General features: G+C 70.1%; 24 protein-coding genes. 10 read left to right on the top strand and 14 right to left on the bottom strand.

The annotated features are described in order from the left end of the window. Positions 1–190: 190 nt before the first annotated feature. Positions 191–796: a hypothetical protein gene (locus tag AC5P1C_RS21775; RefSeq protein WP_493867559.1), complete on the bottom strand. Its 606-nt coding sequence runs from the start codon at positions 794–796 to the stop codon at positions 191–193. 382 nt (positions 797–1,178) lie between these two features. On the opposite strand from AC5P1C_RS21775, the gene AC5P1C_RS21780 reads away from it, so the two are divergent. The 3 genes from AC5P1C_RS21780 (at position 1,179) to AC5P1C_RS21790 (ending at position 3,969) form a co-directional block, all read left to right on the top strand. Then, the gene (locus tag AC5P1C_RS21780) at positions 1,179–2,114 is read left to right on the top strand and encodes a YihY/virulence factor BrkB family protein (RefSeq protein ID WP_493867560.1); all 936 of its coding nucleotides are present in this window, start codon (positions 1,179–1,181) and stop codon (positions 2,112–2,114) included. Between the two features lie 402 nt (positions 2,115–2,516). Next, positions 2,517–2,714: a hypothetical protein gene (locus tag AC5P1C_RS21785; protein ID WP_493867561.1), complete on the top strand. Its 198-nt coding sequence runs from the start codon at positions 2,517–2,519 to the stop codon at positions 2,712–2,714. Between the two features lie 268 nt (positions 2,715–2,982). Next, positions 2,983–3,969 (top strand): DUF2382 domain-containing protein, encoded by a 987-nt coding sequence (locus tag AC5P1C_RS21790; protein ID WP_493867562.1) that lies wholly within the window; start codon positions 2,983–2,985, stop codon positions 3,967–3,969. Between the two features lie 149 nt (positions 3,970–4,118). Here AC5P1C_RS21790 and AC5P1C_RS21795 read toward each other — a convergent pair whose 3' ends face one another. The 6 genes from AC5P1C_RS21795 to AC5P1C_RS21820 all read right to left on the bottom strand — a co-directional run bounded on the left by AC5P1C_RS21795 (position 4,119) and on the right by AC5P1C_RS21820 (position 10,689). After that, positions 4,119–4,505: a hypothetical protein gene (locus tag AC5P1C_RS21795; RefSeq protein WP_493867563.1), complete on the bottom strand. Its 387-nt coding sequence runs from the start codon at positions 4,503–4,505 to the stop codon at positions 4,119–4,121. Between the two features lie 89 nt (positions 4,506–4,594). Further along, positions 4,595–5,794: a sialidase family protein gene (locus AC5P1C_RS21800; protein WP_493867564.1), complete on the bottom strand. Its 1,200-nt coding sequence runs from the start codon at positions 5,792–5,794 to the stop codon at positions 4,595–4,597. Between the two features lie 61 nt (positions 5,795–5,855). Then, positions 5,856–7,376 carry an arabinosylfuranosidase ArfA gene (gene arfA, locus AC5P1C_RS21805; protein WP_493867565.1) on the bottom strand — a complete coding sequence of 507 codons (1,521 nt, stop codon included), beginning with the start codon at positions 7,374–7,376 and terminating at the stop codon, positions 5,856–5,858. 63 nt (positions 7,377–7,439) lie between these two features. Beyond that, positions 7,440–8,327, bottom strand: a complete 888-nt coding sequence (locus AC5P1C_RS21810) for a carbohydrate ABC transporter permease (RefSeq protein WP_493867566.1) — start codon at positions 8,325–8,327, stop codon at positions 7,440–7,442. Between the two features lie 2 nt (positions 8,328–8,329). Continuing rightward, entirely contained in the window at positions 8,330–9,238 is a 909-nt protein-coding gene (locus tag AC5P1C_RS21815) for a carbohydrate ABC transporter permease (protein WP_493867567.1), read from the bottom strand. An 83-nt stretch (positions 9,239–9,321) separates the two neighbouring features. Beyond that, positions 9,322–10,689, bottom strand: a complete 1,368-nt coding sequence (locus AC5P1C_RS21820; RefSeq protein ID WP_493867568.1) for an extracellular solute-binding protein — start codon at positions 10,687–10,689, stop codon at positions 9,322–9,324. Between the two features lie 287 nt (positions 10,690–10,976). Between AC5P1C_RS21820 and AC5P1C_RS21825 the strand changes: the two genes are divergently transcribed. The 4 genes from AC5P1C_RS21825 to AC5P1C_RS21840 all read left to right on the top strand — a co-directional run bounded on the left by AC5P1C_RS21825 (position 10,977) and on the right by AC5P1C_RS21840 (position 14,164). Continuing rightward, a complete protein-coding gene (locus tag AC5P1C_RS21825; protein ID WP_493867569.1) occupies positions 10,977–11,993 on the top strand; it encodes a LacI family DNA-binding transcriptional regulator in 1,017 nt (338 codons plus the stop codon). A gap of 237 nt (positions 11,994–12,230) precedes the next feature. Next, positions 12,231–13,010, top strand: a complete 780-nt coding sequence (locus tag AC5P1C_RS21830) for an NAD(P)H-dependent oxidoreductase (protein WP_493867570.1) — start codon at positions 12,231–12,233, stop codon at positions 13,008–13,010. A 108-nt stretch (positions 13,011–13,118) separates the two neighbouring features. Further along, positions 13,119–13,565, top strand: coding sequence for a sensor histidine kinase (locus tag AC5P1C_RS21835; protein ID WP_493867571.1), 447 nt, complete (start codon positions 13,119–13,121; stop codon positions 13,563–13,565). Then, a complete protein-coding gene (locus tag AC5P1C_RS21840) occupies positions 13,562–14,164 on the top strand; it encodes a response regulator transcription factor (RefSeq protein ID WP_493867572.1) in 603 nt (200 codons plus the stop codon). The genes AC5P1C_RS21835 and AC5P1C_RS21840 overlap by 4 nt, the downstream gene beginning before the upstream one ends. Positions 14,165–14,238: 74 nt before the next feature. Here the strand turns inward: AC5P1C_RS21840 and AC5P1C_RS21845 are convergent, their stop codons facing one another. After that, the gene (locus AC5P1C_RS21845; RefSeq protein WP_493867573.1) at positions 14,239–14,868 is read right to left on the bottom strand and encodes a TetR/AcrR family transcriptional regulator; all 630 of its coding nucleotides are present in this window, start codon (positions 14,866–14,868) and stop codon (positions 14,239–14,241) included. A 94-nt stretch (positions 14,869–14,962) separates the two neighbouring features. On the opposite strand from AC5P1C_RS21845, the gene AC5P1C_RS21850 reads away from it, so the two are divergent. After that, positions 14,963–15,520, top strand: a complete 558-nt coding sequence (locus tag AC5P1C_RS21850; RefSeq protein ID WP_493867574.1) for a GNAT family N-acetyltransferase — start codon at positions 14,963–14,965, stop codon at positions 15,518–15,520. A 52-nt stretch (positions 15,521–15,572) separates the two neighbouring features. Here AC5P1C_RS21850 and AC5P1C_RS21855 read toward each other — a convergent pair whose 3' ends face one another. After that, positions 15,573–16,193 carry a LysE family translocator gene (locus tag AC5P1C_RS21855; protein ID WP_493867575.1) on the bottom strand — a complete coding sequence of 207 codons (621 nt, stop codon included), beginning with the start codon at positions 16,191–16,193 and terminating at the stop codon, positions 15,573–15,575. 110 nt (positions 16,194–16,303) lie between these two features. Between AC5P1C_RS21855 and AC5P1C_RS21860 the strand changes: the two genes are divergently transcribed. Continuing rightward, positions 16,304–16,756: an Lrp/AsnC family transcriptional regulator gene (locus AC5P1C_RS21860; RefSeq protein ID WP_493867576.1), complete on the top strand. Its 453-nt coding sequence runs from the start codon at positions 16,304–16,306 to the stop codon at positions 16,754–16,756. A gap of 231 nt (positions 16,757–16,987) precedes the next feature. Here AC5P1C_RS21860 and AC5P1C_RS21865 read toward each other — a convergent pair whose 3' ends face one another. The 3 genes from AC5P1C_RS21865 to AC5P1C_RS21875 form a co-directional block, all read right to left on the bottom strand. Then, a complete protein-coding gene (locus AC5P1C_RS21865; RefSeq protein WP_493867577.1) occupies positions 16,988–17,800 on the bottom strand; it encodes a helix-turn-helix domain-containing protein in 813 nt (270 codons plus the stop codon). Positions 17,801–17,881: 81 nt separating this feature from the next. Next, a complete protein-coding gene (gene dgoD, locus AC5P1C_RS21870) occupies positions 17,882–19,027 on the bottom strand; it encodes a galactonate dehydratase (protein ID WP_493867578.1) in 1,146 nt (381 codons plus the stop codon). A 132-nt stretch (positions 19,028–19,159) separates the two neighbouring features. Continuing rightward, a complete protein-coding gene (locus AC5P1C_RS21875) occupies positions 19,160–19,960 on the bottom strand; it encodes an SDR family NAD(P)-dependent oxidoreductase (RefSeq protein WP_493867579.1) in 801 nt (266 codons plus the stop codon). Positions 19,961–20,163: 203 nt separating this feature from the next. Between AC5P1C_RS21875 and AC5P1C_RS21880 the strand changes: the two genes are divergently transcribed. Next, the gene (locus AC5P1C_RS21880; protein ID WP_493867580.1) at positions 20,164–20,697 is read left to right on the top strand and encodes a hypothetical protein; all 534 of its coding nucleotides are present in this window, start codon (positions 20,164–20,166) and stop codon (positions 20,695–20,697) included. Here the strand turns inward: AC5P1C_RS21880 and AC5P1C_RS21885 are convergent. Beyond that, positions 20,682–21,239 carry a GNAT family N-acetyltransferase gene (locus AC5P1C_RS21885; RefSeq protein ID WP_493867581.1) on the bottom strand — a complete coding sequence of 186 codons (558 nt, stop codon included), beginning with the start codon at positions 21,237–21,239 and terminating at the stop codon, positions 20,682–20,684. The genes AC5P1C_RS21880 and AC5P1C_RS21885 overlap by 16 nt on opposite strands. A gap of 254 nt (positions 21,240–21,493) precedes the next feature. Continuing rightward, on the bottom strand, positions 21,494–23,395 hold the full coding sequence (locus AC5P1C_RS21890; protein WP_493867582.1) for an RICIN domain-containing protein: 1,902 nt from the start codon (positions 23,393–23,395) through the stop codon (positions 21,494–21,496). Positions 23,396–23,875: the final 480 nt, after the last annotated feature.

Below are 23,875 nucleotides of genomic sequence, written 5' to 3' on the forward strand. Positions count from 1 at the left end.
GCGCGGACGTAGAGCGCTACCTGCGCGTTCACCTGATCTCACGGCGTGAAGGTTAGCCTACCCTTAGTCTGGCTGGAAGTAGGGGGTTGGAATCCGGGCGAAGGGCCCAGCGGCACTCCCCCGGCGGCGGCTGCGACGAGCCGCCGCCCGCTACCCCCAACCAGACTTCACAGAAGCCGTGTTGACGCCGTCAGTACAGCTTGCCGACGGCCTTGAGGGTCGTGGACTTGAAGTCGGCCACCTGCGCGTTGGCGAAGTCGCCCATCTGTCCCCACTGGACGACCGTCACCGTCCTGCCGTCCCGGCCGACCGAGAACATGTTGATGTCGGACGCTCCCCACGTGGCCTCGGTGTGGAAGCCGTAGACGTGCGCGCCTTCCTCGACATTCAGCTTTCCGTAGTACTTCTGCGTCGCGGTGATCTCGGGATCCTGCTGCATCAGCTTCTCCGCGCAGCCGGCCAGGTCCTTGCGCAGCAGGACCGCGAAGTCCTTGGCTCGCTGCTCGCTGCGCTCGACCACCGTCACCTGGAGGGCGCCGGTGTCGTAGTCCGTGCGGTAGGCGCGGTGCACGGAGGTCGAGGGCAGCGCCTCTCCCACGCACATCGGCAGCGGGTCGGGCTGTCCGCCGGTCACCGGGCCCGCGGTCCACGCCGACGACGCGTGCGGCGGCAGTTCGGCCGGAGCCAGGAATCGCGGCGAGTCCGCGGCGGCCGCCGGACTCGTACCCGCGACCACACCCGCCACGGCCAGCGCGGCCCCCAGCGCACACAACCCGCGGTTCATACGAACGTTCATGATCGTCAACTCCCCGTCAGCGAAAGGTCAGCTTGCCTGACTCCACGCCACATACGACCCGCGACACCCTGCGGTCGTTGCCCCCTGCCTCGTCACGAATCCGTCCGCAATGTCACTGAATGGCAACGATGGCGGCTTATACCGGGAGGATGCCGCACCACAGGAGGACTGGCGGCGCGGTTGCGAGGAGAGCCGCGACAGCCGGGGCTGAGGTCTCCGCTCTCCGTGGACCACCGCCCGGGGCGGCTACAGCGGGCGAGTCGGGGAAGGGGAGGATTACGTTCCGCCCGTCATCGCGTAACGGATCCGCGCGGCCGGCGTCCAAGGGTGCAGCGGGAGGGCGGCACGGCGCGCCGCGGTGACAGACAACGAGGAGTAGCCCATGGACAGTTCCGCGACGCCCGCACGTACGGCGTCCGCCCGCGTCACGGAAGGGGCGGGCGCGCTTCCCGCTCCCGCCGGGCCTGCCGGGGCCCCTTCCCTCTGGGCGCGGCGGGGCGCCGCGCTGCGCCGCACCCCGGTGGCGATGTGGAACGACGACGTGTCGGACTGGGCCGCGGCACTGACGTACTACGCGATCCTCGCCCTGCTGCCCGCCCTCCTGGTCACGGTCAGCCTGATCAGCCTGGTCAGTCCCGACACGACCCAGACACTCATCGCCGAGGTCACCGACTGGGCACCCGCGCAGTCGGGCAGCGCCTTGAACGAGGTGCTCACCGAGATGGCCGGTGCTCGATCCGCCGCCCTGACGGTCGTGTTCGCAGGCGCCGTCAGCGCGTTGTGGTCCGCCTCCAGCTACGCGGCCGTGTTCCGGCGTGCGCTGCACCAGATGCACGGCGTCAAGGACACACGGCCCGTGTGGCGCAAGGCGCACCGTGTGCTCATGACCGCCGTCGCGCTGCTCGCGCTGTTGGCCGCCAGTGCGCTCGTGCTCGTCCTGAGCGGCTCGCTCGCCCAGGCCGTCGGTGAGCGCGCCGGGGTCGGCGACGCGGGGCAGACCGCCTGGAATGTCGTGAAATGGCCTGCTCTGGTGTGCCTGGTGGTCCTGCTCGTCCTCGTGCTCTTCCGCAACGCGCCGCCCACGGAGCGCAGTTGGCGCCGGAGCCTGCCGGGCGGCCTGCTGGCCGCGCTGCTGTGGCTCGTGTCCTCGGGCCTGTTCACCTTGTACGCCTCGGGGTTCGGCACCTACGGCAAGCTCTACGGCTCACTGGCGGGCGTGGTGGTCTTCCTCGTATGGCTCTGGGTCTCCAATCTGGCGCTGCTCGCCGGAGCGCAGTTCACGGTGGAGATGGCCCGCGCGCCCATCACCACACAGTGACCCGCACGCCCGCCACAGGGCGCGATCGGTGCCATACATGCGCAGGCCGACGCTGCGGTCGGTGACGGCCGGGCGCGGCGACCAGGGTGTCGGTGGGGGTACTGGATGGCATGAAGCCCAAGACCGCCATGGCGACGGCCAGTTGTGCGCCCCCAGGCGGAAACCCGGGCCCATGTGCCCGCGTGTGCCCTTCCCTGCGCGCCGCGTGCGCTTCCCTCACAGGGGTTCGGGTGGGGCACGCACCGGTGATACGTCTGAAGGCTCGGCGGAACCGCGGCAGCCGTACCCCGGCAGCCTGCCCCCGGGGTACGGCGACCGGCATCACCGCGCTCCTCAGCGTCTCGGAGCAGGCTCCGGCAGCGTCCGCCGCTCTCGTCCACATCCACAACGGAGAGGTCCAGCGTGCCCGGCACGAACTGGACCGGGCTGGACCGGGCTGGACCGGGCACGGACCCAGCCGGGCGGGGCGGCCCTCACTCCAGCGGGGCTGCCCCGCCGCTCCCCCAGCGCGTGACCACGGCGCTGCGCCTCACGCAGGGGATCACCAACTTCTTCCCGTCCGAAACGGAGCAGGTCCTGGTACGGGCGGCCCTCCCCTAGCCGGTCGGCACCACAACCACCGGGCCCGGAACGGCTTCCCGACCAACCCGAAGGTCACCCGTTTGGGCTAGTCCGCGAGGCTCTGGGCCAGATCGGTCCGATCGCCGCAATCAGACCGCCGAAGGGCTCCCGCGACGTTTCCCGCACACGCTCAGTCACCCTCCTGGTTGCGTCGCGCACCGGTCAGGCGCGCGATGGAGGAGACGCGTGCGACGTCCGTGGCGAGATTCGATTCTGCCCGTCGCGCGCTGCGAGGGAGTGATCACCCATGACTCAGGGCGAGGCCTTCACCAGCGCCGACGGGCTCGCGGGCCTGACGGCCTACGACCGGACCGGCGAGAAGATCGGCAGCGTCGAGCAGGTGTATCTCGACGACCGAACTGGGCGTCCCGAGTGGGTGACCGTCAAGACCGGTCTCTTCGGCATGAAGCAGAGCTTCGTGCCGCTCTCCGGAGCCCGCCGCCAGCAGGACGAGCTGCACGTGGCGGCCACGAAGGAGGCCGTGAAGGAGGCCCCCCGCGTGGACGCCGACCAGCACCTCGAACCGGGCCAGGAGCAGGACCTGTACACCCACTACGGGCTGACCCGACCCACCGGCAGCAAGCCCCGCTCCGCCCCGACGACGGGAGCTCGTGACCGCGCCGGAGCCGCCGGCATGACCGGAGACGCCGGAGCCGGTGCCGGTGCCGGTGCCGGAGCTGGAGCCGGGATGGCCGGAGCTGGAGCCGGGATGGCCGGAGCCGGTGCCGGGATGGCCGGAGCCGGTGCCGGAATGGGCACGGGCGAGGGACGCCACGCGGGCACGCGTGAGTTCGCGAGCCGCTCCGCCGCGGGCGACGACGGCAAGAGGGACGAAATGATCCGCTCGGAGGAGCGGCTGCGCGTCGGCACGGAGGAGACCGAGGTCGGCCACGCCCGACTGCGCAAGGTGGTCGTCACCGAAGATGTGAAGACCTCCGTCCCCGTCTCGCACGAGGAGGTCCGCGTCGTACGCGAGCCCATCCGCGAGGGCGACCGCACGCGCGCCACCATCGGCGAGGAGCAGACCGAGGTGACGCTGCACGCCGAAAAGGCAGTGGTCAGCAAGGAATCCGTACCGGTCGAGCGAGTCCGCCTGGAGACCGAGAAGGTCACCGAGACCCAGGAGGTCACCGGCACGGTGCGCAAGGAGCAGATCGAGTTCGAGGACGGCAAGGGCGAGCGCGGCGCGAAGGGTGAGGCCTGGCGCGACCGGAAGCAGGGCCCGTCGCACTGACGACCCTCAGTCGGCTCGCCCTGATCGAGGGCAACTGGATGGTGGAGGGAGGGAGCACTCAGCAGGAGTGCTCCCTCCCTCGGCGTGCTCAACGCACGGGACGCGATGGACCTGAGGTCCTTGGGGCGCGGGCCTGTGCACCCTGCCGGTCAACCGCGGCTGGCGCTCGCGCACTCGATGCACGCCGGGCTGCCGTCGATCGCCGTCCCGGCGTCGGATGCGGCTTCGCAGATGCCGGGCCGGCCGGGGTGGTTGGCCATGCAGTGGCAGGTGCAGGTGTCGGTGACCGCTTCCAGGCCGGAGTCGCGTTGCGGGGCAAGGCCCATGCGGATGTCGTGGCAGTTGCGGCACAACGGCACGTGCTGAGGGCCAGCGGAGGGCGAGTCGACGACAACGGTGAGGCCTGGCTCGGCGTAGCCCCGGCAGGTTCCGGGGAACTCGGGGTGGGTGCCGCACCGACAGTGGCAGGAGCCGATCTCGGGCTGTCGGACGGTCTGGAACTGCTCTGCGTCCGGCTGGGGCGCGGGCTTGGTCATACGTCCATTGTCCGCCACGTCACGGATCAGGTGCGGTACCGGCGAGCACCCCGCTCGCCGGTACCGCACGCCGATGCCCGCGCCCGGCATCACCCGGCGGGCACCGACCCGGTGGCGAAGTACGGCTTGCAGACCGAGCCGGACCAGTCCGTGGCGATCTCCAGGAGACTGTTGCCGTCGGTCGACGGCAGGAGGCTTGAGCTGTAGTTGGGGCAGTAGTCGACGGTCGTCGACTCGACGGCCACCGGGGCGGGGATCTCTCGCCAACTCCCGGCACCGCCAGCACTGTTGACCCAGACGGTGCGTCCACTGCCGGCCGCCCGGCTGCCGTCGCGGTTGTACATGACCTGGCCGACGAGGAAGAGCCTGCCCTTCGGGTTTCCCGCCTCGGGCGCCCACGCCAGGTTCGGCGCGTGCTTGAAGTACTTGCCGTCGGCGGTCTCCGGGCGGATGCCCAGGTAGCTGGTGGCACCCCAGTTCCAGCCGTCGGACGAGGTCCGGTAATGCACGACGCACTGGAACTGGCCCGCGGCCGCGCAGATCTCGAACGACATGAAGTAGGTCCCGTCGCCCATCTTGCGCACCACCGCCATGCCGGGCCGGTCCGAGGCGAGCGTGCTGGCCACTGTGTCGTGGTGGCCGGTCCAGTTCACTCCGTTCGCGGTGCGGGCGGCCACGAGTTTCTGGCTGTGCGCACCGTCGGTCTCGTCGGAGTAGTGCGCCACCAGCTGCCCCGAGGCGTCGACGGAGAACTCCGGCTCCCAGAGCCCCTTGTCGTTCGACGCCGTGGCGATCGTGGACAGATAGCTCCAACTGCGGCCCACGTCATTGCTCTTGAAGACCCGCAGGGCCATACGCCGGTTCGGCTCGTCCTGCCCGATCGACGCCGCCCACAGAAGTGTCCCCGCGGGCAGATCACCGATGCGCTGCGGGAGTTCGTACAGGGTCGAGCAGCACAGCCCCTGCCCGCCCGCGGCCTCGGGGTCGCGAACCGTGCCGACCTCGCGGAACGAGCCACCCCCGTCCGTGCTCTCGTGGATCGCGCCGAGTCCGTCGTTCCCGTTGAACGTGACCACGGAGGCCAGGACCCGGCCGTTGGCGTCACCGCTGTGGGCGAGTCTGACGGCCCGCGGGTACAGCCCGGTGCCGTCGCGCAGCAAGGTGCCGGTCGCGGCGTCCGCGGACGAGCCGCCCTGCGTGACGAGCAACGACGCAAGGAACGCGAGCAACAAGGGGAACAGGACAGTGGGGCGGAGGAGACGTGGTCGTGCGGGGTCGTGCGCTGACATGGGCTTCTCCTGACTCTGCTGTGGGCGGGCGGGAAGGGAGGAGCACGAACTACGGGTGTTCTCAGGCAGCTTGGGGCGCCAGCCGGATGACGTTCCAGGACAGCGGCGGCAGTTCGGCCGCCAGCGCGCCCTCGGCGGTGACGTGCGTCCCGGACGCCTCGCGCGGCACCACACGGTCCGGCTCCGCCTCGGTGTTGACCGCGTCGGGGTCCTGGTCGGCGAGGACCAGGTGTTCCACGACGCGGTAACCGGCGACGTCCCCGCGCAGCGCGGCCTCAAGGCGCAGCGGCTGCTCCTGGTCTCGGTTGACGGCGAGGACGGTGAGCGCGCCGCTCTCCTCGTCGTGCGTCACCACGGTGTCGAGGGTGGACACGTCCCCGTACTGCGGTGTGTCGATGCGAGGGCCGGTGGCATCGGTGCGCAGGACGCGGCCGGTCGCGAACCGGGCCGCTTGCGCGAAGGGGTGGAAGATGGTCTGACGCCAGCTGGCTCCGCCCGGTTCGGTACGGATGGGTGCGATGACGTTGACCAGTTGGGCGAGGCAGGCGATGGCCACCCGGTCGGCGTTGCGCAGCAGCGTGATGAGCAGCGAGCCGACCACGGCCGCGTCGGTCACGCTGTACGTGTCCTCGATGAGGCGGGGCGTCTCGGCGGTCTCCAGGTTGCGCTCGCCGACGAAGCGGGCGGCGTACCAGACGTTCCACTCGTCGAAGGAGAGCTTGATGTGCTTCTTGGAGCCCCGCACCGCCCGCACGTGCTCGGCGGTCGACACCACGTCACGGATGTACTGGTCCATGTGCGCGCCTGATGCGAGGAAACTGGCGCGGTCGCCGTCGAACTCCTCGTAGTAGGCGTGCAGGGAGAGATAGTCGACCTCGTCGTACGTCTGCTCCAGGACCTCCCGTTCCCAGGTGCCGAAGGTGGGCATCCGCGAGTTGGAGCTGCCGCACGCGACCAGCTCGATGGACGGGTCGACCTGGCGCATCGCCTTGCCGGCCTCGGCCGCGAGCCGCCCGTACTCGGTGGCCGACTTGTGGCCCGTCTGCCACGGCCCGTCCATCTCGTTGCCCAGGCACCACAGCTTCACGCCGTGCGGGTCGGGCACGCCGTGCTTGATGCGCAGATCCGACCAGGCGGTACCGCCCGGGTGGTTGCAGTACTCGACCAGGGCGCGGGCGGCGTCGATGCCGCGCGTGCCGAGGTTCACGGCCATCATCGGGTCGAGGCCCAACTGCTTGGCCCAGCCCAGGAATTCGTTGGTGCCGACGTGGTTGGTCTCGATGGAGCGCCATGCCAGGTCGAGGCGGCGCGGGCGGTCGGCGACCGGGCCGACGCCGTCCTCCCAGTGGTAGCCGGAGACGAAGTTGCCACCGGGGTAGCGCACGAGGCCGGTGCCCAGTTCGCGTACAAGGTCGGCGACGTCACCGCGGAAGCCGTCGGCGTCGGCGGTGGGGTGCTCTGGGTCGTGGATGCCGGTGTAGACGCAGCGTCCCATGTGCTCGACGAAGGTTCCGTACAGGCGCGGGTCGACGTCGCCGACGCTGAACTCCGGGTCGATGACGAACCGTGCGGTGTGCGGCATGTTCGGGTGCCTCTCTCTGGTGCGGCTTGCTGATGCGGCTGGCTGATGTGGGCGATGGGTGGGCTATTTGAGGCCGGTGCCTGCGATGCCCTCGACGATGCGGCGCTGGAACAGCGCGAAGACGGCGAGCAGCGGGATCGCGCCGAGCACGGCGGACGCCATGAGCTGGGCGTAGGGCACGCCGAACACGTCCTGGACGGAGGTGAGTCCGACGGGCAGCGTCATCATCTCCGGGTCGGTCACCACGAGCAGGGGCCACAGGAAGTTGTTCCAGACCCCGACGAACACGAAGATCGTGACGGCGGAGACGGCCGGGCGGGAGATCGGCATCACGATCTGCCAGTAGATGCGCAGCCACCCCGCACCGTCCGCGCGCGCCGCGTCGATCAGCTCACGCGGGATCCCGTCGAAGAACTGCTTGAAGACGAACACGGCGACGACGTTGGGGACTTGGGGCAGCACGACACCCCAGTAGGTGTTCAGCAGCCCCGCCGACTGGAGTGCGAGGAACTGCGGGATCATCAGGACCTGCCCCGGGATCATGATCCCGGCGAGCAGCATCACGAACGCGACCCGGCGCATCCGGAAGCGGGTCTGCGACAGGGCGAAGGCGGCGAGTGACGCCATGACCACCGTGAGGACCGTGGTGAGGATCGAGGTGATGAAGCTGTTGGCGTACCAGTAGGGCAGCTTGCCCGCGTCGAAGATCTCCCCGTACGCCGAGAGGGTCGGGTGCGCGGTGAACCATCCGGTCGGATTGGTCACGACCTCCTGCGCGGGCCGCACCGACGTGGCGAGTGCCCACGCCAGCGGCACGAGCCACAGCACGGCCAGGGCGATGAGCGTGCCGAGCGCCACCCGGTTGAAGAGGCGCTCGGAGTCGCGCCGAGGGGCCGGCGGGGTGGTGCTGCCGCGGTGTTCGGTCTCGGGGCGCGTGGCGATCGCGGTCATGGTCAGTTCTCCTTCTCGGCACGACGTACGAGGGCGAACCAGACGAGGGAGACGAACAGGATCACCACGAACAGGAGCAGCGACACGGTGGAGGCGTAGCCCACGCGGCCCTCGACGAACCCGGTGTCGTAGATGAGCTGCAGTGAGGGGCGGGTGCTGCCGTCGGGGCCGCCGTTGGTCATCATGTAGATCTGGTCGAAGACCTTGAGGGAGGCGATGACCTGCAACACCGTCACGAGCGTCGTCGTGCGTCCCAGCATCGGCACGACCACGTGGCGGATGCGCTGCCAGGGCCCGGCCCCGTCGATGGCGGCCGCCTCGTGCACCTCGCGGGGCACGTCCTGCAGGCCGGCCAGGTAGAGCACGAAGTTGAAGCCGACGGTCCACCACACCGTGGCCGCCGCGATGGAGATCATCGCCCAGTCCGGGTCGCCGAGCCACGACGGCGGGGTGTCGACGCCGAACCACGTCACCACCTCCTGGGCCAGGCCCAGCTGATCGGCGTAGATGAACATGAAGAGCAGCGAGACGACCGCGGACGGCAACACGAACGGCGCGAAGAACGCGAAGCGGAAGAACCAGCGGCCGCGCACGAACCGGTCGGCGAGCACGGCAAGGACCAGGCTGAGCACCACCAGTGGCACGGTCGTCAGGACCGTGAACCACAGCGTGTTGCCCAGCGTGCGCCAGAACTCCGCGTCGCCGAGCACCGCCTTGTAGTTCGTCAGGCCCGCGAATTCACCGAGGCCGCTCCTGAGCAGGCTCGTCTCGAAGAACCCGGCGACCACGGTGTAGATCAGGGGCCCCACCAGGAACACCAGGTAGAAGAGGGCGAAGGGCAGCAGCATCCCCGGCCCTGCCCAGCGGTCGCCTCTGCTGGACGTCGGGGTGGGAGCGGTTGTCGTGGCCACGGTTCGGCCTTTCGGTCAAGGCGTACGGGATCCAAGGGCGGGTGGAGCAAGGGGGGTTGAGCGACAGCTGTCGGCGGGGCCGGTCATACGGGTGCGGGGCGCGAGGCCAGGGTCCGCAGCTCGCGGCGCAGGCGGGCGGCGCCCGCGGTCGGGCTTGTGTCGCCGGAGAACACGGTGTTCACCACGTCGCCCACCACGGTCTGCATGGTGCCTCCCGCGCCGCCGTACCAGGCGACCGGGTCGTAGACGGCTCCGTCGGCGGCATCGGCGTAGTGCGACTGCGGGACCAGTTCTTTGTAGGCGCGTGAACGCTGCGTCGGCAGCCATGCCGGCACATGGCCGCCCTCCGCCCACAGCTTGCTGGAGTGCAGCATCGACGCGGCGAACCCCAGGGAGAGGTCGAGGCGTTGGGCCTTCGCGGTGGGGGCCTTCGGCAGCACCAGGGCGTGTGAGTCGGCGGCGCAGGCGTAGGGCGCGTCCTTGAAGATGCGCGGTAGGGGCCGCATGTCGAACTTCACCTTCGCCGACTGGACCGCGAGGGCCTGCCAGACCCCGTCCATCAGGAACCCGGCCTTGCCGGTGGTCAGCAGTGTGATGGCGCCCTTCCCGTCGGTGTTGGCGGGGATCACCTTCTCTTCGCTGAGGCGGCGGATGTAGGCGAGCGCCTCGGCCGCCGCGGCCGTGTCGATGACCACCCGCTTGCCCTGGTCGGCGACGAGGTCCCCACCGCCGATCTGCCGGTACAGCGACCAGAAGATGCGGAACTGCATCGAGGCATCCTTCACCGAGGCGATCGAACCGCCCCAGGCACCGGTGACCTCCTTGGCCGCACGCAGCGCGTCGATGAACGCGTCGGGTCCGTCGACATCCACCAACTGGCCCTTGCCGTCGAGCAGTCCGGCCTTCTCGGCGATGTCCGTGCGGAAGTAGAGAACAAAGGGGTGCGTATCCAGCGGCACGGCGTGCGGCTTGCCGCCGAACTGGGACTTGCGCCAGGGCCGCGCGTCGAACTTGTCCTCGGTAAGCCCGTGCCGGGCCAGATCCTCGGTGCGCAGCTCGCTGAGCAGACCCGCCTCGGCCAGCGTGGGCAGCTTCGACAGGTGGATCACCGCGGCCTGCGGCGGGCGGTCGCCGAGCGTGGCCAGGGTGAGTTTCGTGTAGTACGGGTTGCCCCACAGGAACGTCGCCGACTTCAGGTCGATCGAGCGGTGAGAGGCCCGATAGGCGTCCTGCATCGCCAGCATCCGCTCGCCGTCGCCGCCGGTGAACGGGTTCCAGAAGTTCAGCCGCGACGGCGAGGGCGCACCTCCGGTGAACCCCTGCGCGAGCGTGCTGCCGCAGCCTCCGGCGGTGAGCGCGGCGGCGCCGGTCGCACCGAGCGCGATCCCGCCGCGGAGCAAGCGGCGGCGGGACGGGGCGGGCGGCGACGGGGTCGGTATGCGGTCCCGCATGGGCATGCGTCCTTCCACGGCGAACAAGTCAGGTACGACAGGTACGACAGGTATGGCAGACAGGGCAGTCATACGTGCCGTGCAGTACAACGTTGGAATCTCTCGCGACAACAACCGGCCCTTGGGCCGCCTGCGGTGTTTACAACGTTGTACTCAGCTGGCAATACGGCGTCAACACCTCGGCACGCATTACCTGTTCACGTACCCGCCGGATCCGTATCGCTCCCCGCCCGTTACAACGTTGGACCATGACGTACGCTGCTGCAGTCGGGGGAGGGAGAACCACCGTGGCAGGCACCCGCCTCAAGGACGTCGCGGAGCGCGCCGGAGTATCGATCAAGACCGTGTCGAACGTCGTCCGCGGCGAGACGCGAGTCGCCGACCGGACACGTGAACGCGTGCTGCGCGCCATCGCGGACCTCGACTACCAACCCAACGCCTCCGCACGCCACTTGCGCACCGGACGCAGCGGCATCATCGCGCTCGCCGTTCCCGAGCTGGTCGCGCCCTACTTCGCCGAACTGTCCGCGCAGGTGATCGCCGCCGCGAAGAAGCGCGGCTGCACCGTCCTGATAGAGGACACCGGGGGCAGCGCGGACGAGGAACTCCGCATCGCCTCTGGGCTCAGCGACCCGCTCATCGACGGCGTCCTGCTCAGTCCGCTCCGCCTCGACGAGCAGGCCCTCGCCGCCCGCGAACGCCGCGTACCGCTGGTGCTCCTGGGCGAGCGGTCGTACGAGATCCCCGCCGACCACGTCCTGATCGACAACTCGGCGGCGGCGCGCGAGGCCACCGAGCACCTCCTGGCCCTCGGCCGGCGCCGCGTAGCCGTCATCGGACAGCCATCGGGCCCCGCACACGCCACGACGGTCCAACGCATGCACGGCTACCTGACCGCGCTGCACGCGGCGGGCGTCCCGCACGACCCCCGACTCGCCCCGGACACAAGGGCGTTCACGCGCACCGAAGGTGCCACTGCCATGCACGCACTCCTGACACTGGACGACCCGCCGGACGCGGTCTTCTGCTTCAACGACCTGCTGGCCTCCGGCGCGCTGCGCGTGGCGCACGAGCACGGGCTGCGGGTCCCGCACGACGTGGCCGTGGCCGGCTTCGACGACGTCGAGGAGTCCCGCTACAGCGTGCCGAGCCTGACCACCATCGCCCCGGACAAGCGGGGCATCGCGGAACTCGCCGTGGACGCGCTGCTGCGCAGGATCGATGCCGGAGCGATGGCGCCGCACACGCGGCTGACCGCGGGGTACGAGCTGATGGTGCGGGAGAGCACACGCGCGACCGGCTGAACCGGCTGAAGGTGCCCGCCCCTGACGCCCAGGTGACAGGCGAGCCCGCGGGATGAATCCGCGCCGACAGCCCCAGGAACCCCTCGCCCTCAACCTCACGCTCACCTTGAGGTTGAGACGCCACTCGACAAGCGCAACGGAAGAACCCGCCCCCTGGCCAGACCCTGGCCAGATCCTTGCACTCCCTGGCCATCTGGCCACTCGTCCACCGCCGGGGCGCGGCGGAGGATCGATGGCATGAAGATTCTTTGGGTATTCGCACATCCCGAACCGCAGTCCCTCAACGGCTCCTTGCGTGACGACGGGATGCAGGCCCTGCGCGACCTCGGGCACGAGGTCCGCGAGTCCGATCTCTACGCCATGGACTGGAAACCCGTGGTCGACTCCGGCGACTTCCACCGCGAAACGGTCGACCGACTCCTCGTCGGAGCCGAGCAGGAACACGCCTACAGCGCCGCCAAGCTGAGCGACGACATCGCCGCCGAGCAGGAGAAGATCGCCTGGGCCGATGCTCTGGTGTTCCAGTTCCCGCTGTGGTGGTTCGGACCGCCCGCCATCCTCAAGGGATGGTTCGACCGGGTCCTCGTCCAGGGCTTCGCCTTCGGACTCCAGAACGACGCCGGCCAGACCCTGCGCTACGGGGACGGCGGCCTGGCCGGCAAGCGCGCCATGGTCATCACCACGGTCGGCGCACGGGAGTCGGGCTTCGGCCCACGCGGGATCCACGGGCAATTGGACGAGGTGCTGTTCCCGGTCCTGCACGGCACCTTCTGGTACACGGGGATGGACGCACTCCCGCCCTACGTCGTCTACGGCGCCGACCGTCTGGACGCGGCCGGCTACCGCACCCGCGCGGCCGAACTGCGCGACCGGCTCAGGACGCTGCCGACCACCGAGCCACTCCCCTACCGCCACGAGCACCGCGGCGACTACGACGACGCGCTGGTCCTGCATCCGGAGATCGAGCCCGCCCTCACCGGCGTCGCGGCACACCGTGCGCGAAGGCCGACCCCCTGATCCCCTGTTCCCCCACACATCAGGGCTCCGCGTCCAGCGTCGCGAGCAGCGTGTGGGCGCATTCCGTCAGCTGGGCCGGGTCGGCCGGGGCTACGTCCTGGAACCACGGTGAAGCGGACCGGTTCGCCGCTGAGGTCCCTGAGTCCGGTGCGGCAGCTCAACCTGTCCGTGGAGCTGGAGAACGCGAAGAACCTCTTCGAGGCCGCGGGCATCCGCGTACGCGTCAACCGCGAGGGTGACGTCGACGAGCGAATCGACGGGCTGCTCGGCCAGGTCCTGCGCGAGACGACGACCAACATCCTGCGCCACGCGCAGGCCACGCGGGTGCGGATCACTCTCTCGGGTTCGGGCATCACCATCGTCAACGACGGTGCGCGGGAAGGGCCCCTCTCCGCCCTCGGCGGCCTGGCCACCCTGAAGGAACGCGTGGGCCACAACGGAGGCGAGCTGACGGTGGAGCAGAAGGACGGGCGCTTCGTCACGGCCGCGGCGTTCCCGTCCGGCTCGACGACGCCGCCCTCCACAGCGACGGCGGCGCGGGAGGAGAGCCGATGACCAGCGTGGTACTCGCCGACGACGAGGCCCTTCTCCGTAAGGCGCTGGCGGCGCTGCTGCCCCTCGAAGGCGAGATCACCGTGCTCGCCGAGGCGCACGACGGCGCGTCCGCCATCGAGGCCACCCTGCGACACCGGCCCGACGTGCTGGTCATCGACCTGGAGATGCCCGGCGTGGACGGCCTCGGCGCGGTCGAGGAGATCCGCCGTACGCTGCCGGACCAGGTGATCCTCATGTTGACCCGCCACGCCAGGCCCGGAGTGCTCCGCAAGGCCCTGAAGCTCGGGGTCCAGGGCTTCGTCAGCAAGTCGGCGGAGCCCGCGCACATCACGTCGGTCATCAACACGCTGCGCGAGGGCAAGCGGTGGATCGACCCGGACGTCTCCGCGCTCGCAGTCGTCGACGACTGCCCGCTCACAGAACGGGAGATCGACGTCCTGCGAGTGACCGGCGACGGGTACTCGGTCGCCGAGATCGCCACCCGCCTCCGCCTGGCGCAAGGCACCGTACGCAACTATCTCTCGAACGCCATGCAGAAGACCCAGACACGGACCCGGCACGACGCGGCACGCTATGCGCGTGAGCACGACTGGCTGTAGCGGGTCCTGGCACCACTCGCGGAAGGCGTCACGGGCGGTGCGGCCGTCCCACTCCACCCGCTCCCATGCCGATCTCACCCGGCCACGTCGGCCGGCCTCCCCGTCGCCATCCGTGCCAAGTACGTGTCGACCAGCGCGATCTGCCGCTCCGCGGGGAACTCCCGGGGCGCGAACAGCGCCTGGACGACCAGACCCAGTACGAAGCTCTGGGAGGCCGCAGCGGTGTCGTCGGCCCGTGGGCCGGGCGGCAGTTCGCCCAGCTCCTGGGCATCGGTGATGTGCCCGGCCATCCGCTCGCGCGCACGGCGGTAGCGCTCTGCGTGTTCCTGGGCCAGCTCCGGGTCGGCGAGCGCCACGTCCCAGGAGGCCACCCAGATCCGGTTGCTCGCCGCGCTCTCGGCGTCCAGCGGGAGGATGTCGAGCAGCGTCGCCCGCAGCATCACCAGGCCGGACGACTGCCCAGCCCGTTCCGCCGCCGGGCGCCGGCGGTCGGCCGAGCGCCTGTCGAGCACCTCGAGGGCGTGTTTCAGCAGGGCGCGCTTGCTGGGGAAGTAGTGCGTGAGGAGGCCGGTGGTGGCCCCCATCTCCGCGGCGACCGCTCGCAAGGTGAGACCGCCGAACCCGTGGGCGGCAAGGACTCGCCAGACCGCCTCGGAAACCTCGGTGCGGCGGGCGTCATGGTCGGTACGGGCCGGCGGCGTCATAGCCGTTAGAGTACATACCCAACGTTCGTTACGTACCTGGTGCGCAGCGCCCGACACCGCGCCCGCCCAGCCGGACAACCGCATAGGACCAGCCATGTACGCGATACCGCTGACCGAGAATGCCGAACTCCGCATGCTGGAGCCCTGGCAGGACGCCGAGTTCCTGGCCCACATCGACCGCGCCCGCGCCAACACCGACCCCTGGATCCCGTGGGCCTCCCGCTCCACCGATCTGGAATCCGCCCGCACCACCCTCCAGAACTACGCGGACAAGCAGGCCGCCGACTCCGGACGGATCTACGGGATCTGGCGCGACGGCATCCTGATCGGTGGCGTGATGTTCGTGCGGTTCGACGCCAAGGCCGGCACCTGCGAGATCGGCGTATGGGCCGAGCCGGCGGGCGAGGGGCACGGTCTGATCAGCGCCTCGGTCCGGCACTTGATCTCGTACGCGTTCGGCGAGCGCGGCATGCACCGCATCGAGTGGTGGAACAGCGCCGGGAACACCCGCAGCCGGGCCGTCGCCCAGCGGATGGGCATGCACCTGGACGGCACTCTGCGCGAGCAGTCCCTCTACAAGGGGGTCCGCCACGACATGGAGATCTGGTCCCTGCTCGCGCACGAGTGGCAGGGCGAGCCGAACGCCGCGTGACGGGCTCCGCGTCATGGACCCCGCGTCATGGACCCCGCGCGAGTGACGCGCCTCAGGCCGCGAGGCGTTCAGCGAGCAGCAGTGCGCCGATCACGATCATGGCGGCCCCCGACACGCGGGTGACCATGCGGGCGGCCGTCGGGCGCGCCCGCAGGATGGTGCGGGCCAGTACGCCCACGCACAGGTAGATCGCGGCGCAACTGAGCGTGTGGACCAGGCCGAGCGTGCCGATCTGGGCCGCCAGCGGCCAGCTGCCGTGCGGGGCGGTGAACTGCGGCAGCAGGGCCAGGAAGAGCAGGAGGGCCTTGGGGTTGAGGCCGCTGATCCCGACCCCCTTGAGGACCCTGGCCCCCACCGCGCCGCTCTCCGCGTCCTGCGAACCTGTCCCGGCGACGGACGGCCGGGCCAGCGTCGTGGCGCCGAGCCACACGAGGTAGAGGGCGCCGAGGACCGTCAGGGCGGTGAGGACGGTGGGCGTCCGCGCCACGACCGCCGCCACCCCCGCGGCGACCACCGCGGTCAGCGCGACATATCCGAGCAGCAGGCCACTGACGGCCGGCACCACGGACCGGTCGCGGAGCCCGGCGTTGATCGCATAGGCCCAGTCCGCCCCCGGCACGAGGATGAGCAGGACCGAGACGGCCCAGAAGGCGGTTATGGAGCTGACTGCCACGACGTACTTCTCCCTCTCAAACGGTTCTGAGAAGGAGATTAGTACTGATACGCCCAAAGGTGTTTCTAACTATTGCCCACCATGGCGGGTGTCGTGGCAGGATCTCCCTCATGGACGATGTGGACCGGAAGATTCTTGCCGAGCTCCAGGACGACGGCCGTCTTACGGTCACGGAACTGGCGGCCCGCGTGCGGCTGAGCCTCTCCCCCTGTCACCGTCGGCTGCGCGAACTCGAACGCAGCGGGGCCATCACCGGCTACCGCGCCATCCTGGACGCACGCGCCGTAGGCCTGAGCTTCGAGGCGCTGGTCTTCGTCACCATGCGCCAGGAGGACCGCGACACGGTCTCCTCCTTCGAGCAAGCGCTCACCGAAATCCCCGAGATCCTGCAGGCCGAGCGCCTCTTCGGGGATCCCGACTATCTCGTACGCATCGTCACCAAGGACCTCCCCGCCTTCCAGCGGCTCTACGACGACAAACTCGCCACTCTGCCCGGCGTGCAGCGCCTGAGCTCCACGCTCGTCATGAAGCACGTGGTGAACGAGCGTGCCCTGCCGCTGTGAGAGCACCGCGCGTCTTGGCGAGCAGCAGAATCAAAGGGTTCCACCAGGCCGTTGGGGCGGTGTACCCGTGGATCAGCACGAGGGCGGCTACGTCCTGGCCGGCTGTCCCCGCGGGGTCATGGCTGCGCATGGACCCACCCTCACGGGCCGCGGCGCGTCACGTCTTGGACGAATGTTCCCCGCCGCTCTTGCCCCCGCCAGCATTGCCCCCGCCGGTCTGCTCCCCGCCGATCATGGCCGGTCCGTGTCCGGCGGCGGGCCCAGCGCGCCCGGCGTGCAACCCGCGAAGGCCAGTACGTCGCGATGCAGATGGGACTGGTCGACGTAACCGCACGTCACGGCGACTTCGGCTGCGCCCCGGCCCGCCGACAGGCCGGTGACGGCGCGGTCGAAGCGTACGAGCATCGCGGCTCGCTTGGGCGTCAGGCCGACCTGGGCGGTGAACCTCGACCACAGCCGCTTGCGGCTCCACCCGCACGACACCGCCAGATCGCCGACCCGCACCTGGCCCCGGCGCGAGACGATGCGCTCCCAACTGGCGACGACCTCAGGGTCCATCGACCGCGCCGAGGCGTGGCGCCGAGCAAGGCACTCGTCCAGGAGCGCGAAGCGGTCGTCCCAGTCCCTTGTGACGGTCAACTGCTCGCGGAGCCGTGGCTCCTGGCGCCACAGATCGTCCAGGCCGATCACGATGCCGTCCAGATCGGCGAGCGAGACGCCCAGCAGCGAATAGGCGCTCACCGGGGACATGCGCACCTCTACGCAGTCCACACGCTCCGCCCGGATGCGGGCCTCCCCCGGCGAGAGACCGGCGGCGAGGCTCCTCAACGCCCGGCTTCCACTGGAGTGTTCGACGTCCAGGGCGCCGCCGCCCAGTTCGATCACGACCGTCACGGTCGGCTGCGGGATGACACGCATGTCCAGTCCGGCCGCCGCACGGTCGCGGAATCCCGCCACCTCCACACCGGCGAACGGCGAAGGGCGGCGCGGGCACACGACCTCCCACCCGCGCAGGCGGTCACCCTCGTGCTGAACCGATTCCACGCCGCCCAAGCTACCGGCCCGCCGACCGTGGCGCGGCGGACGCCCCGGCCACTCGCAGCGCTCCCACGGATCTCACAGCGCTCACCACTCGGCGAACGAGCCGTCCTCGTGCCGCCACACCGGGTTGTGCCAGTCCGCCTGGCTGTCGTCCGCCGCGCGCACCGCCTTCTCGTCGATCTCGATACCGAGGCCCGGTCCGGTCGGGCGCAGCAGATGGCCCTGGTGGAAGCGGAAGACCTCGGTGTCGGCGAGGTACGAAAGGACGTCGGCGCCGGTGTTGTAGTGGATGCCGATCGACTGTTCCTGGATGAGGAAGTTGGGCACGCTCACGGCGATCTGGAGGCTGGCGGCCAGCGACACCGGACCGAGCGGGCAGTGCGGGGCGATGAGGGTGTCGAAGGTCTCCGCAAGCGAGGCGATGCGGCGGACCTCGGAGATGCCGCCCGCGTGGGACAGGTCGGGCTGCAGGACCGCGACTCCGGCCTGCAGCACGGGCAGCACGTCCTGCCGCGAGAACAGGCGCTCACCGGTGGCGATCGGCACGGGCGAGGAGGCGACCAGGCCAGGCAGCAGGTGGTCGTACTCCGGCAGGATCGGTTCCTCGACGAACATGGGGGCGAGCGGGGCCAGGTGAGGCAGCAAACGGCGGGCGTTCGCGGCATGGAAGCGGCCATGGAAGTCCAGCGCGAAGTCCCTTTCCGGGCCAAGGACTTCGCGGGCCGCGGTGGCGCGGGTGACGATCTCGTCCACGTCGGCCACGGTGGCAAGGCGGTTCATGCGGCCGCTCGCGTTCATCTTGACCGCGGTGAAACCCGCCTCGACCTGGGCCACCACCTGGTCGGTGATGTGGGCGGGAGTATCACCGCCCACCCAGCTGTACGCCCGTACCCGCTCGCGGACCGGACCGCCGTGCAGCACATGCACCGGCACGCCGAGCCGCTTGCCCGCGATGTCCCACAGCGCCTGGTCGAGCCCGGCCACCGCGCTGGACAGGACGGGTCCGCCCCGGTAGAAGGACCCCTTCGTCATCACCTGCCAGTGGTCCTCGATGCCCGACGGATCCTTGCCGATGAGGAGTTCGGCCAGCTCCGCGACGGCCGTACGGACGGTGGCGGCGCGCCCCTCGACCACCGGCTCGCCCCAGCCGACGACTCCCTCGTCGGTCTCTACGCGGCATAGCAGCCAGCGGGGCGGTACGGAGAACGTCTCGACGCGGGTGATCTTCATCGGGTGAACCTCCTTGAGCGGCAGGGGAGATGGCCGGTGGCAGGCGCCAGATGGCAGGTGGCAGGTGGCAGGTGGCAGGTGGCAGGTGGCAGGTGGCAGGTGACGAGTCTCAGCCTGCTGGATCTGGTCGGCTCAGGCGGACGTCTTGAACACACTCCATCCGCCGTCCACGACGAGGCTTGCCCCGGTGACGAAGGACGCCTCGTCGCTCAGCAGGAACGCCGCGCTCGCCGCGACCTCTGCCGGGCGGCCGAGTCGGCCCGCGGGCGTCTGCTCGATGGTGCGCGCCCGGTCGTCCGCGCCGATCGTGTCCCAGCCCCGGGTCAGGATGGGGCCCGGCAGGAGGGCGTTGACCCGTACGCCAGGTGCGTACTCCACGGCCAGTTGGCGCGCCAGACCGGTCAGGCCCGCTTTGGCCGCCGCGTAGGCCGGGCGTCCGGGCAGGCCCATGACGGCGTGCACGGACGAGACAAGGACCACCGCGCCCCGCGTGGCACGCAGGTCGTCCAGGCAGGCCCGCACCCCGAGGAAGGCGCCGGTCAGCATGACCGACAACTGCCGGTCCCAGTCGGCCGGTTCGATGGCGTCGGCTGCGCCGCCGCGCACCGTGTACGCATTGCTGAGCAGTCCTGCGACCGGGCCGAAGCGGGCGCGGGCGACCGCCACCGTCCGCGCCCACGCCGCTTCCTCGGCCACGTCACACACCTCGAACTCCGCACGCCCGCCGTCCTGACGGATGGCATGCGCGGTGCGCTCGCCCTCCTCGGCATCCACATCGGCGATCACCACCCCGGCCCCTTCGGCCGCGAGCCGCCGGGCCGTCGCCGCACCGATCCCGTGCGCTCCACCGCTCACGACCACACACCGCCCGGCGAACCGTCGGTCGGAGCCGACCGGCACACCACCGGCGGAACCCGACGACTCAGCACTCACAGGGATCTCCCCGCCTTTCGCACCGGCGCACACGACAACAACAGACAACGACAACAGACGTCGCACACCCACGCCATTAACCCCCACAGCCCACCTCCCCGCCAACACCCCCTCCCTCCCTGACCGAGGCCCCACCCTCACCACGACGTCCCCAGGGACAGGGTTGGTGGACATGACGGTGCCGAGTGCTCGACGATCAGCTCGTGGAACAACGCATCGATCTCGACAGGGCTGCCGCGCAGATCAGCACCCCTCGGCAGCGATGGACGGCCGCCGGCCTCATCGTCGGTCCGCTCACCTGGCGGGACATGGCCGCGCGCTGGCCGCAGCCACTGGAGCAGAGCCGTTCACGGGTGGCGGAGCCGGACTCCGTCGGAGTCCACGTCACTGGGCCCGCGGATTCCGAACTCTTGATGGTCCTCTTCAGGGGCGGCTGGGCCGACGTGGACTTCCTCGCAGGCCTCGACGAGACAGATGGGGACGGCGAGGGCGACGCGTCAGACGCGCGCGTCGTGAGCGAGGCCCCGGATGTCACCTCGCCCCAAGAGTTCGGGGAACTCCTCGACGGATACGTGGTCCGGGCGTTCGGTTCACCCAGGCCTGTCCAGGCTGCCCGCATGTGGAGAGAAGTTGCGGGACTGGCATGCCCGGAGGCCGAGTTCAGCGCGCCCGTCGACGCGGCGGGCGTGGCCGCCGCGGAGGAGCGGCTGGAGTGTTCGCTTCAGCCCTGCCGCTGAGCTGAAGCGAGGTCCATGGTGAAGGCCACCCGGTCGAGGCCGGGGCCGTCGTAGTCCGCCTTCACGGCCGATGTCGTGAAGCCGAGCCTTGTGTGGAAGGACTGCGAAGCGGTGTTCTGCGGGCTCGTGATGCAGTGCACGTACCGGCGACCGTGTGATGCGGCCAGGGCGAAGAACGCGTGGTACAAGGATCGCCCGATGCCCTGTCCGTGCAGTTGCGGGTCGACGCCGACGAAGTGGACGTACGCGACGTCAGGCTCGGTCTGCGACAGGAATCCGACGAGGAAGGCCGCGACCTGACTCTCATCGTCCTGGCCCGCATCGCGCTGTGCCCCATCTCGGCGTTCCCCATCACGCTCGATCAGAAAGCTGGTGGTGGTGAAGTGCTGGAAGTACAGCCTGGGCAGGAGCAGCGCTCGCTCCAACGCCCCTGCCCGCCCTTTCAGCCCGCCCCACCATGAGTCCAGCACCGCGAGCACACGCGGGTGGTCTTCCTCGGCGAGGTGTCGTGCCGTCAGTCCACCAGGAAGGTCGTCGATCATGGGCGCAGTCTGTCATCAGCGCCGGGCGGGGAACAGTATCGGTCGAACGCCTCACGAGCGTCCGGGACGAACGCCTCGTGACGCACCAGGTCGGCCAACTCGTGCTCCGTCAGCCAGTCGTGCCAAGCGACCTCGGAGGTGTCCGGTCGCACTGGAGCCTGCACGACGACCTGGTGCAGCCCGAGCCAGTAAGGGCTGATCGCTCCCGCGCAGCGGAACTTGAACATGGACCGCTGGCCCAGGCTTCCTTCCCCTCACGAGGGCTCCCTCCCCTCCAGGACTCCGTCGACGGCCCCTGCTCCGGCTCGCACTGCCGGAGAACGGAGGGCGTCGCCAGGGCGCTTCGGAGCGGCCTGTTCGGATCCGTCGTCGCAGCAGCCGACCTCGGCATACCGCTCCTCGACGTCGTCGCGCCGGGGCGAGTCCGGCACGGGCTGACTGCCCTTGCCCTTCGTCTCGTCGCCGTCCGGTCCGTCGTCATTCGGCCCGTCGTCCCTCGGCCCAGGCCCCGGCCGCTGCCTGTCGGGCGAGGACTGCTCGCAGGTCGGGCCTATGCACACGTCACCGTCCTTACGCCCACCCCGGGCAGGGCCGTTCTTGACGGACGGGCCGTCCTTCCTGTCGATCGACCGGGAACCCGGAGCGGTCGTCGAGGAGTCGAGCAGCCATCGCTGCTTCGCTGATCCGTCGCGGACCTTGACCACGACGTCAGAGCCCTTGCGCGAGGCGGCGGGCACGACCGCGAGGCCTTCGTGCCACCGGGGCAGCAACTCCCCCAGCACGGTGAAGTCGTAGCGCACCTCATCGGCGCGCGCCGCCGAGGGCGCCACACAGGTGCCGAGGGTGGTCACACCGCTCTCCGCGTGGGAGTCCAGGCAGAGTTCGGGTCGGGTGACGCTGCTGAGGAGTCCGTTCTCCTGGTACGACCACTGCTGGTTCGCCTCGTCCGAGCATTTGGCCAGCTTCGTCTCGGCACCGGGCCTGGCCTTGCCGCCCCGGATGTCGAGACACAGGTCGGCCGCCTTGTTCCGGAGCCTTCCCTGGTCGGACCTGTCGGGATATCCCGCCGAGGTGGGGGCGGGAGAGCCCGCAGGCGGCTCCTCCGGATCCGCGCTCGGGCGGGCTTCGCTGCCCCCGGCCATACCGGTCGGCGGCACAGAACCGCCGCTGTCGCCCTCACCCGACGAGAGCGTGATGACGAGCACGGTCGCGAGCAGCGCGGCGGCCCCCAGGGCCGCTCCGGTTCGCAGTGCCGTGGAGTGCGTTCTCGGCCCGAACGCACCGCCCGGCAGGGGGATGTGGGCCGGGGGCCGACGGCGTCCGCCATTGCTCGCGTGCCTGCCGCCCTGCCCGGTGGCGCCCGCGCCCGCGCCACGCCTCGCGGGGCTTCTGCGCCCCGGCCTCGACTGCAGGTAGCGACGGGCACCCCAGCCGAGTACCGCCTCGGCGAGAAGAGCGCCGAGGCCGCTCTCGAAATGGCCGAGCTGGTCGGCCACGTCACGGCAGTGACGGCACTCCACCAGATGCTGCCGGACATCGGGCAGCAAGGAACCTCCCCGGCGAATCGTGACATCGAGGAGTCGGTTGTAAAGGGGGCATTCCTTGGTCGCCGCGAGTTCCCGGTGAGCGCGAACGATGTCCGCCCGGAATTGTTCACGCGCTTGCTCAAGAGCGTCGGCCGCGATGTCGGCGCTCAAGCCAGACAAACCAGCGGGTATGGATATGTGCTCGGCCTCGACCTCGGTGTGCCACAGCAGGCACTGGGCGACTGCGGGAAGAGCCCAGAAGGAGCGCGCGGCGAGTTGTCGTTTTTCGACCGTCACCGATGTTGCCGCCCGCATGCCCCGACCGCCGGTCGGCTTGCGGAGTTCCGGCATGAGGGTGGATATGCGGTCGTCGAAGGACCATCCCCGGACCGTCTCCCGGACGGTCACCAGGAGATGCGGGCGCAGCGCCCCGACCGGCTCGCCCCGCTCCATGTGTCCGAGCGCCTGGTGGAAGGATGCCGTGGCGACCATCGAGGCCGAACTCGTCGATGCCGCGAGGCAGATGGCCGCGTAGTCGTGCGTCGCCTGCCAGTGCCGCGCGAGCAGGAGGGCGCCGGGGTGGCCCGACTCGTCCGCCGGCCGGCCGCGCAGTCCGGCGGCGAGGCTCATGTCGGATTCCCCGGTGCGGACACCGGGACGAGGAGGGTGGGACGGGCGCGGGGGGTGGGGGGATTGCACAGAACCCTTTTCCTTCCGAGCGGAAAGACGGCACACGGAATACACGCCCGCCGAAAAGCGGGCGTCTGATTGGTGCATACCTAATGCCCGCCGAGGCGCGGACGAGAAAAGCGGACTGACCATTGCATCGTCACCATTGCCTCAGCGTGAGGACGCTCACCTTGGCACAGCCTACTGACGGGAAACAAGAAGCTCGGGCGACTTCCATTCAAGAAATGGAGGGGTACGCCGACGTTACCGGCAGTACTCGCACCCGCTTTCGAAAGCCTTCCCGTCAACGCCTCCCGTGGCCCGGGGGGCGGCGGGTCAGGGAGTGCGCCGGGGGTGCGCCGGGGGGTGCGCTAGGAGGTGCGCCAGGAAGCGGGGCTTGTCACCGACTTGGTGTGAACACACAATCTCGTCAGCCGAGGG

It is taken from the genome of Streptomyces sp. A18 (assembly GCF_059026065.1).

Excerpts from the sequence above, each read along its gene's own strand:
- AC5P1C_RS21830 (WP_493867570.1), top strand. The coding sequence starts at position 12,231 with ATGAAGATTCTTTGGGTATTCGCACATCCCGAACCGCAGTCCCTCAAC.
- arfA (WP_493867565.1), bottom strand. The coding sequence starts at position 7,376 with ATGCCGCACACCGCACGGTTCGTCATCGACCCGGAGTTCAGCGTCGGC.
- AC5P1C_RS21780 (WP_493867560.1), top strand. The coding sequence starts at position 1,179 with ATGGACAGTTCCGCGACGCCCGCACGTACGGCGTCCGCCCGCGTCACG.
- AC5P1C_RS21775 (WP_493867559.1), bottom strand. The coding sequence starts at position 796 with ATGAACGTTCGTATGAACCGCGGGTTGTGTGCGCTGGGGGCCGCGCTG.
- AC5P1C_RS21885 (WP_493867581.1), bottom strand. The coding sequence starts at position 21,239 with ATGATCGACGACCTTCCTGGTGGACTGACGGCACGACACCTCGCCGAG.
- AC5P1C_RS21800 (WP_493867564.1), bottom strand. The coding sequence starts at position 5,794 with ATGTCAGCGCACGACCCCGCACGACCACGTCTCCTCCGCCCCACTGTC.
- dgoD (WP_493867578.1), bottom strand. The coding sequence starts at position 19,027 with ATGAAGATCACCCGCGTCGAGACGTTCTCCGTACCGCCCCGCTGGCTG.
- AC5P1C_RS21850 (WP_493867574.1), top strand. The coding sequence starts at position 14,963 with ATGTACGCGATACCGCTGACCGAGAATGCCGAACTCCGCATGCTGGAG.
- AC5P1C_RS21860 (WP_493867576.1), top strand. The coding sequence starts at position 16,304 with ATGGACGATGTGGACCGGAAGATTCTTGCCGAGCTCCAGGACGACGGC.
- AC5P1C_RS21795 (WP_493867563.1), bottom strand. The coding sequence starts at position 4,505 with ATGACCAAGCCCGCGCCCCAGCCGGACGCAGAGCAGTTCCAGACCGTC.
- AC5P1C_RS21890 (WP_493867582.1), bottom strand. The coding sequence starts at position 23,395 with ATGAGCCTCGCCGCCGGACTGCGCGGCCGGCCGGCGGACGAGTCGGGC.
- AC5P1C_RS21845 (WP_493867573.1), bottom strand. The coding sequence starts at position 14,868 with ATGACGCCGCCGGCCCGTACCGACCATGACGCCCGCCGCACCGAGGTT.
- AC5P1C_RS21840 (WP_493867572.1), top strand. The coding sequence starts at position 13,562 with ATGACCAGCGTGGTACTCGCCGACGACGAGGCCCTTCTCCGTAAGGCG.
- AC5P1C_RS21790 (WP_493867562.1), top strand. The coding sequence starts at position 2,983 with ATGACTCAGGGCGAGGCCTTCACCAGCGCCGACGGGCTCGCGGGCCTG.
- AC5P1C_RS21820 (WP_493867568.1), bottom strand. The coding sequence starts at position 10,689 with ATGCGGGACCGCATACCGACCCCGTCGCCGCCCGCCCCGTCCCGCCGC.
- AC5P1C_RS21810 (WP_493867566.1), bottom strand. The coding sequence starts at position 8,327 with ATGACCGCGATCGCCACGCGCCCCGAGACCGAACACCGCGGCAGCACC.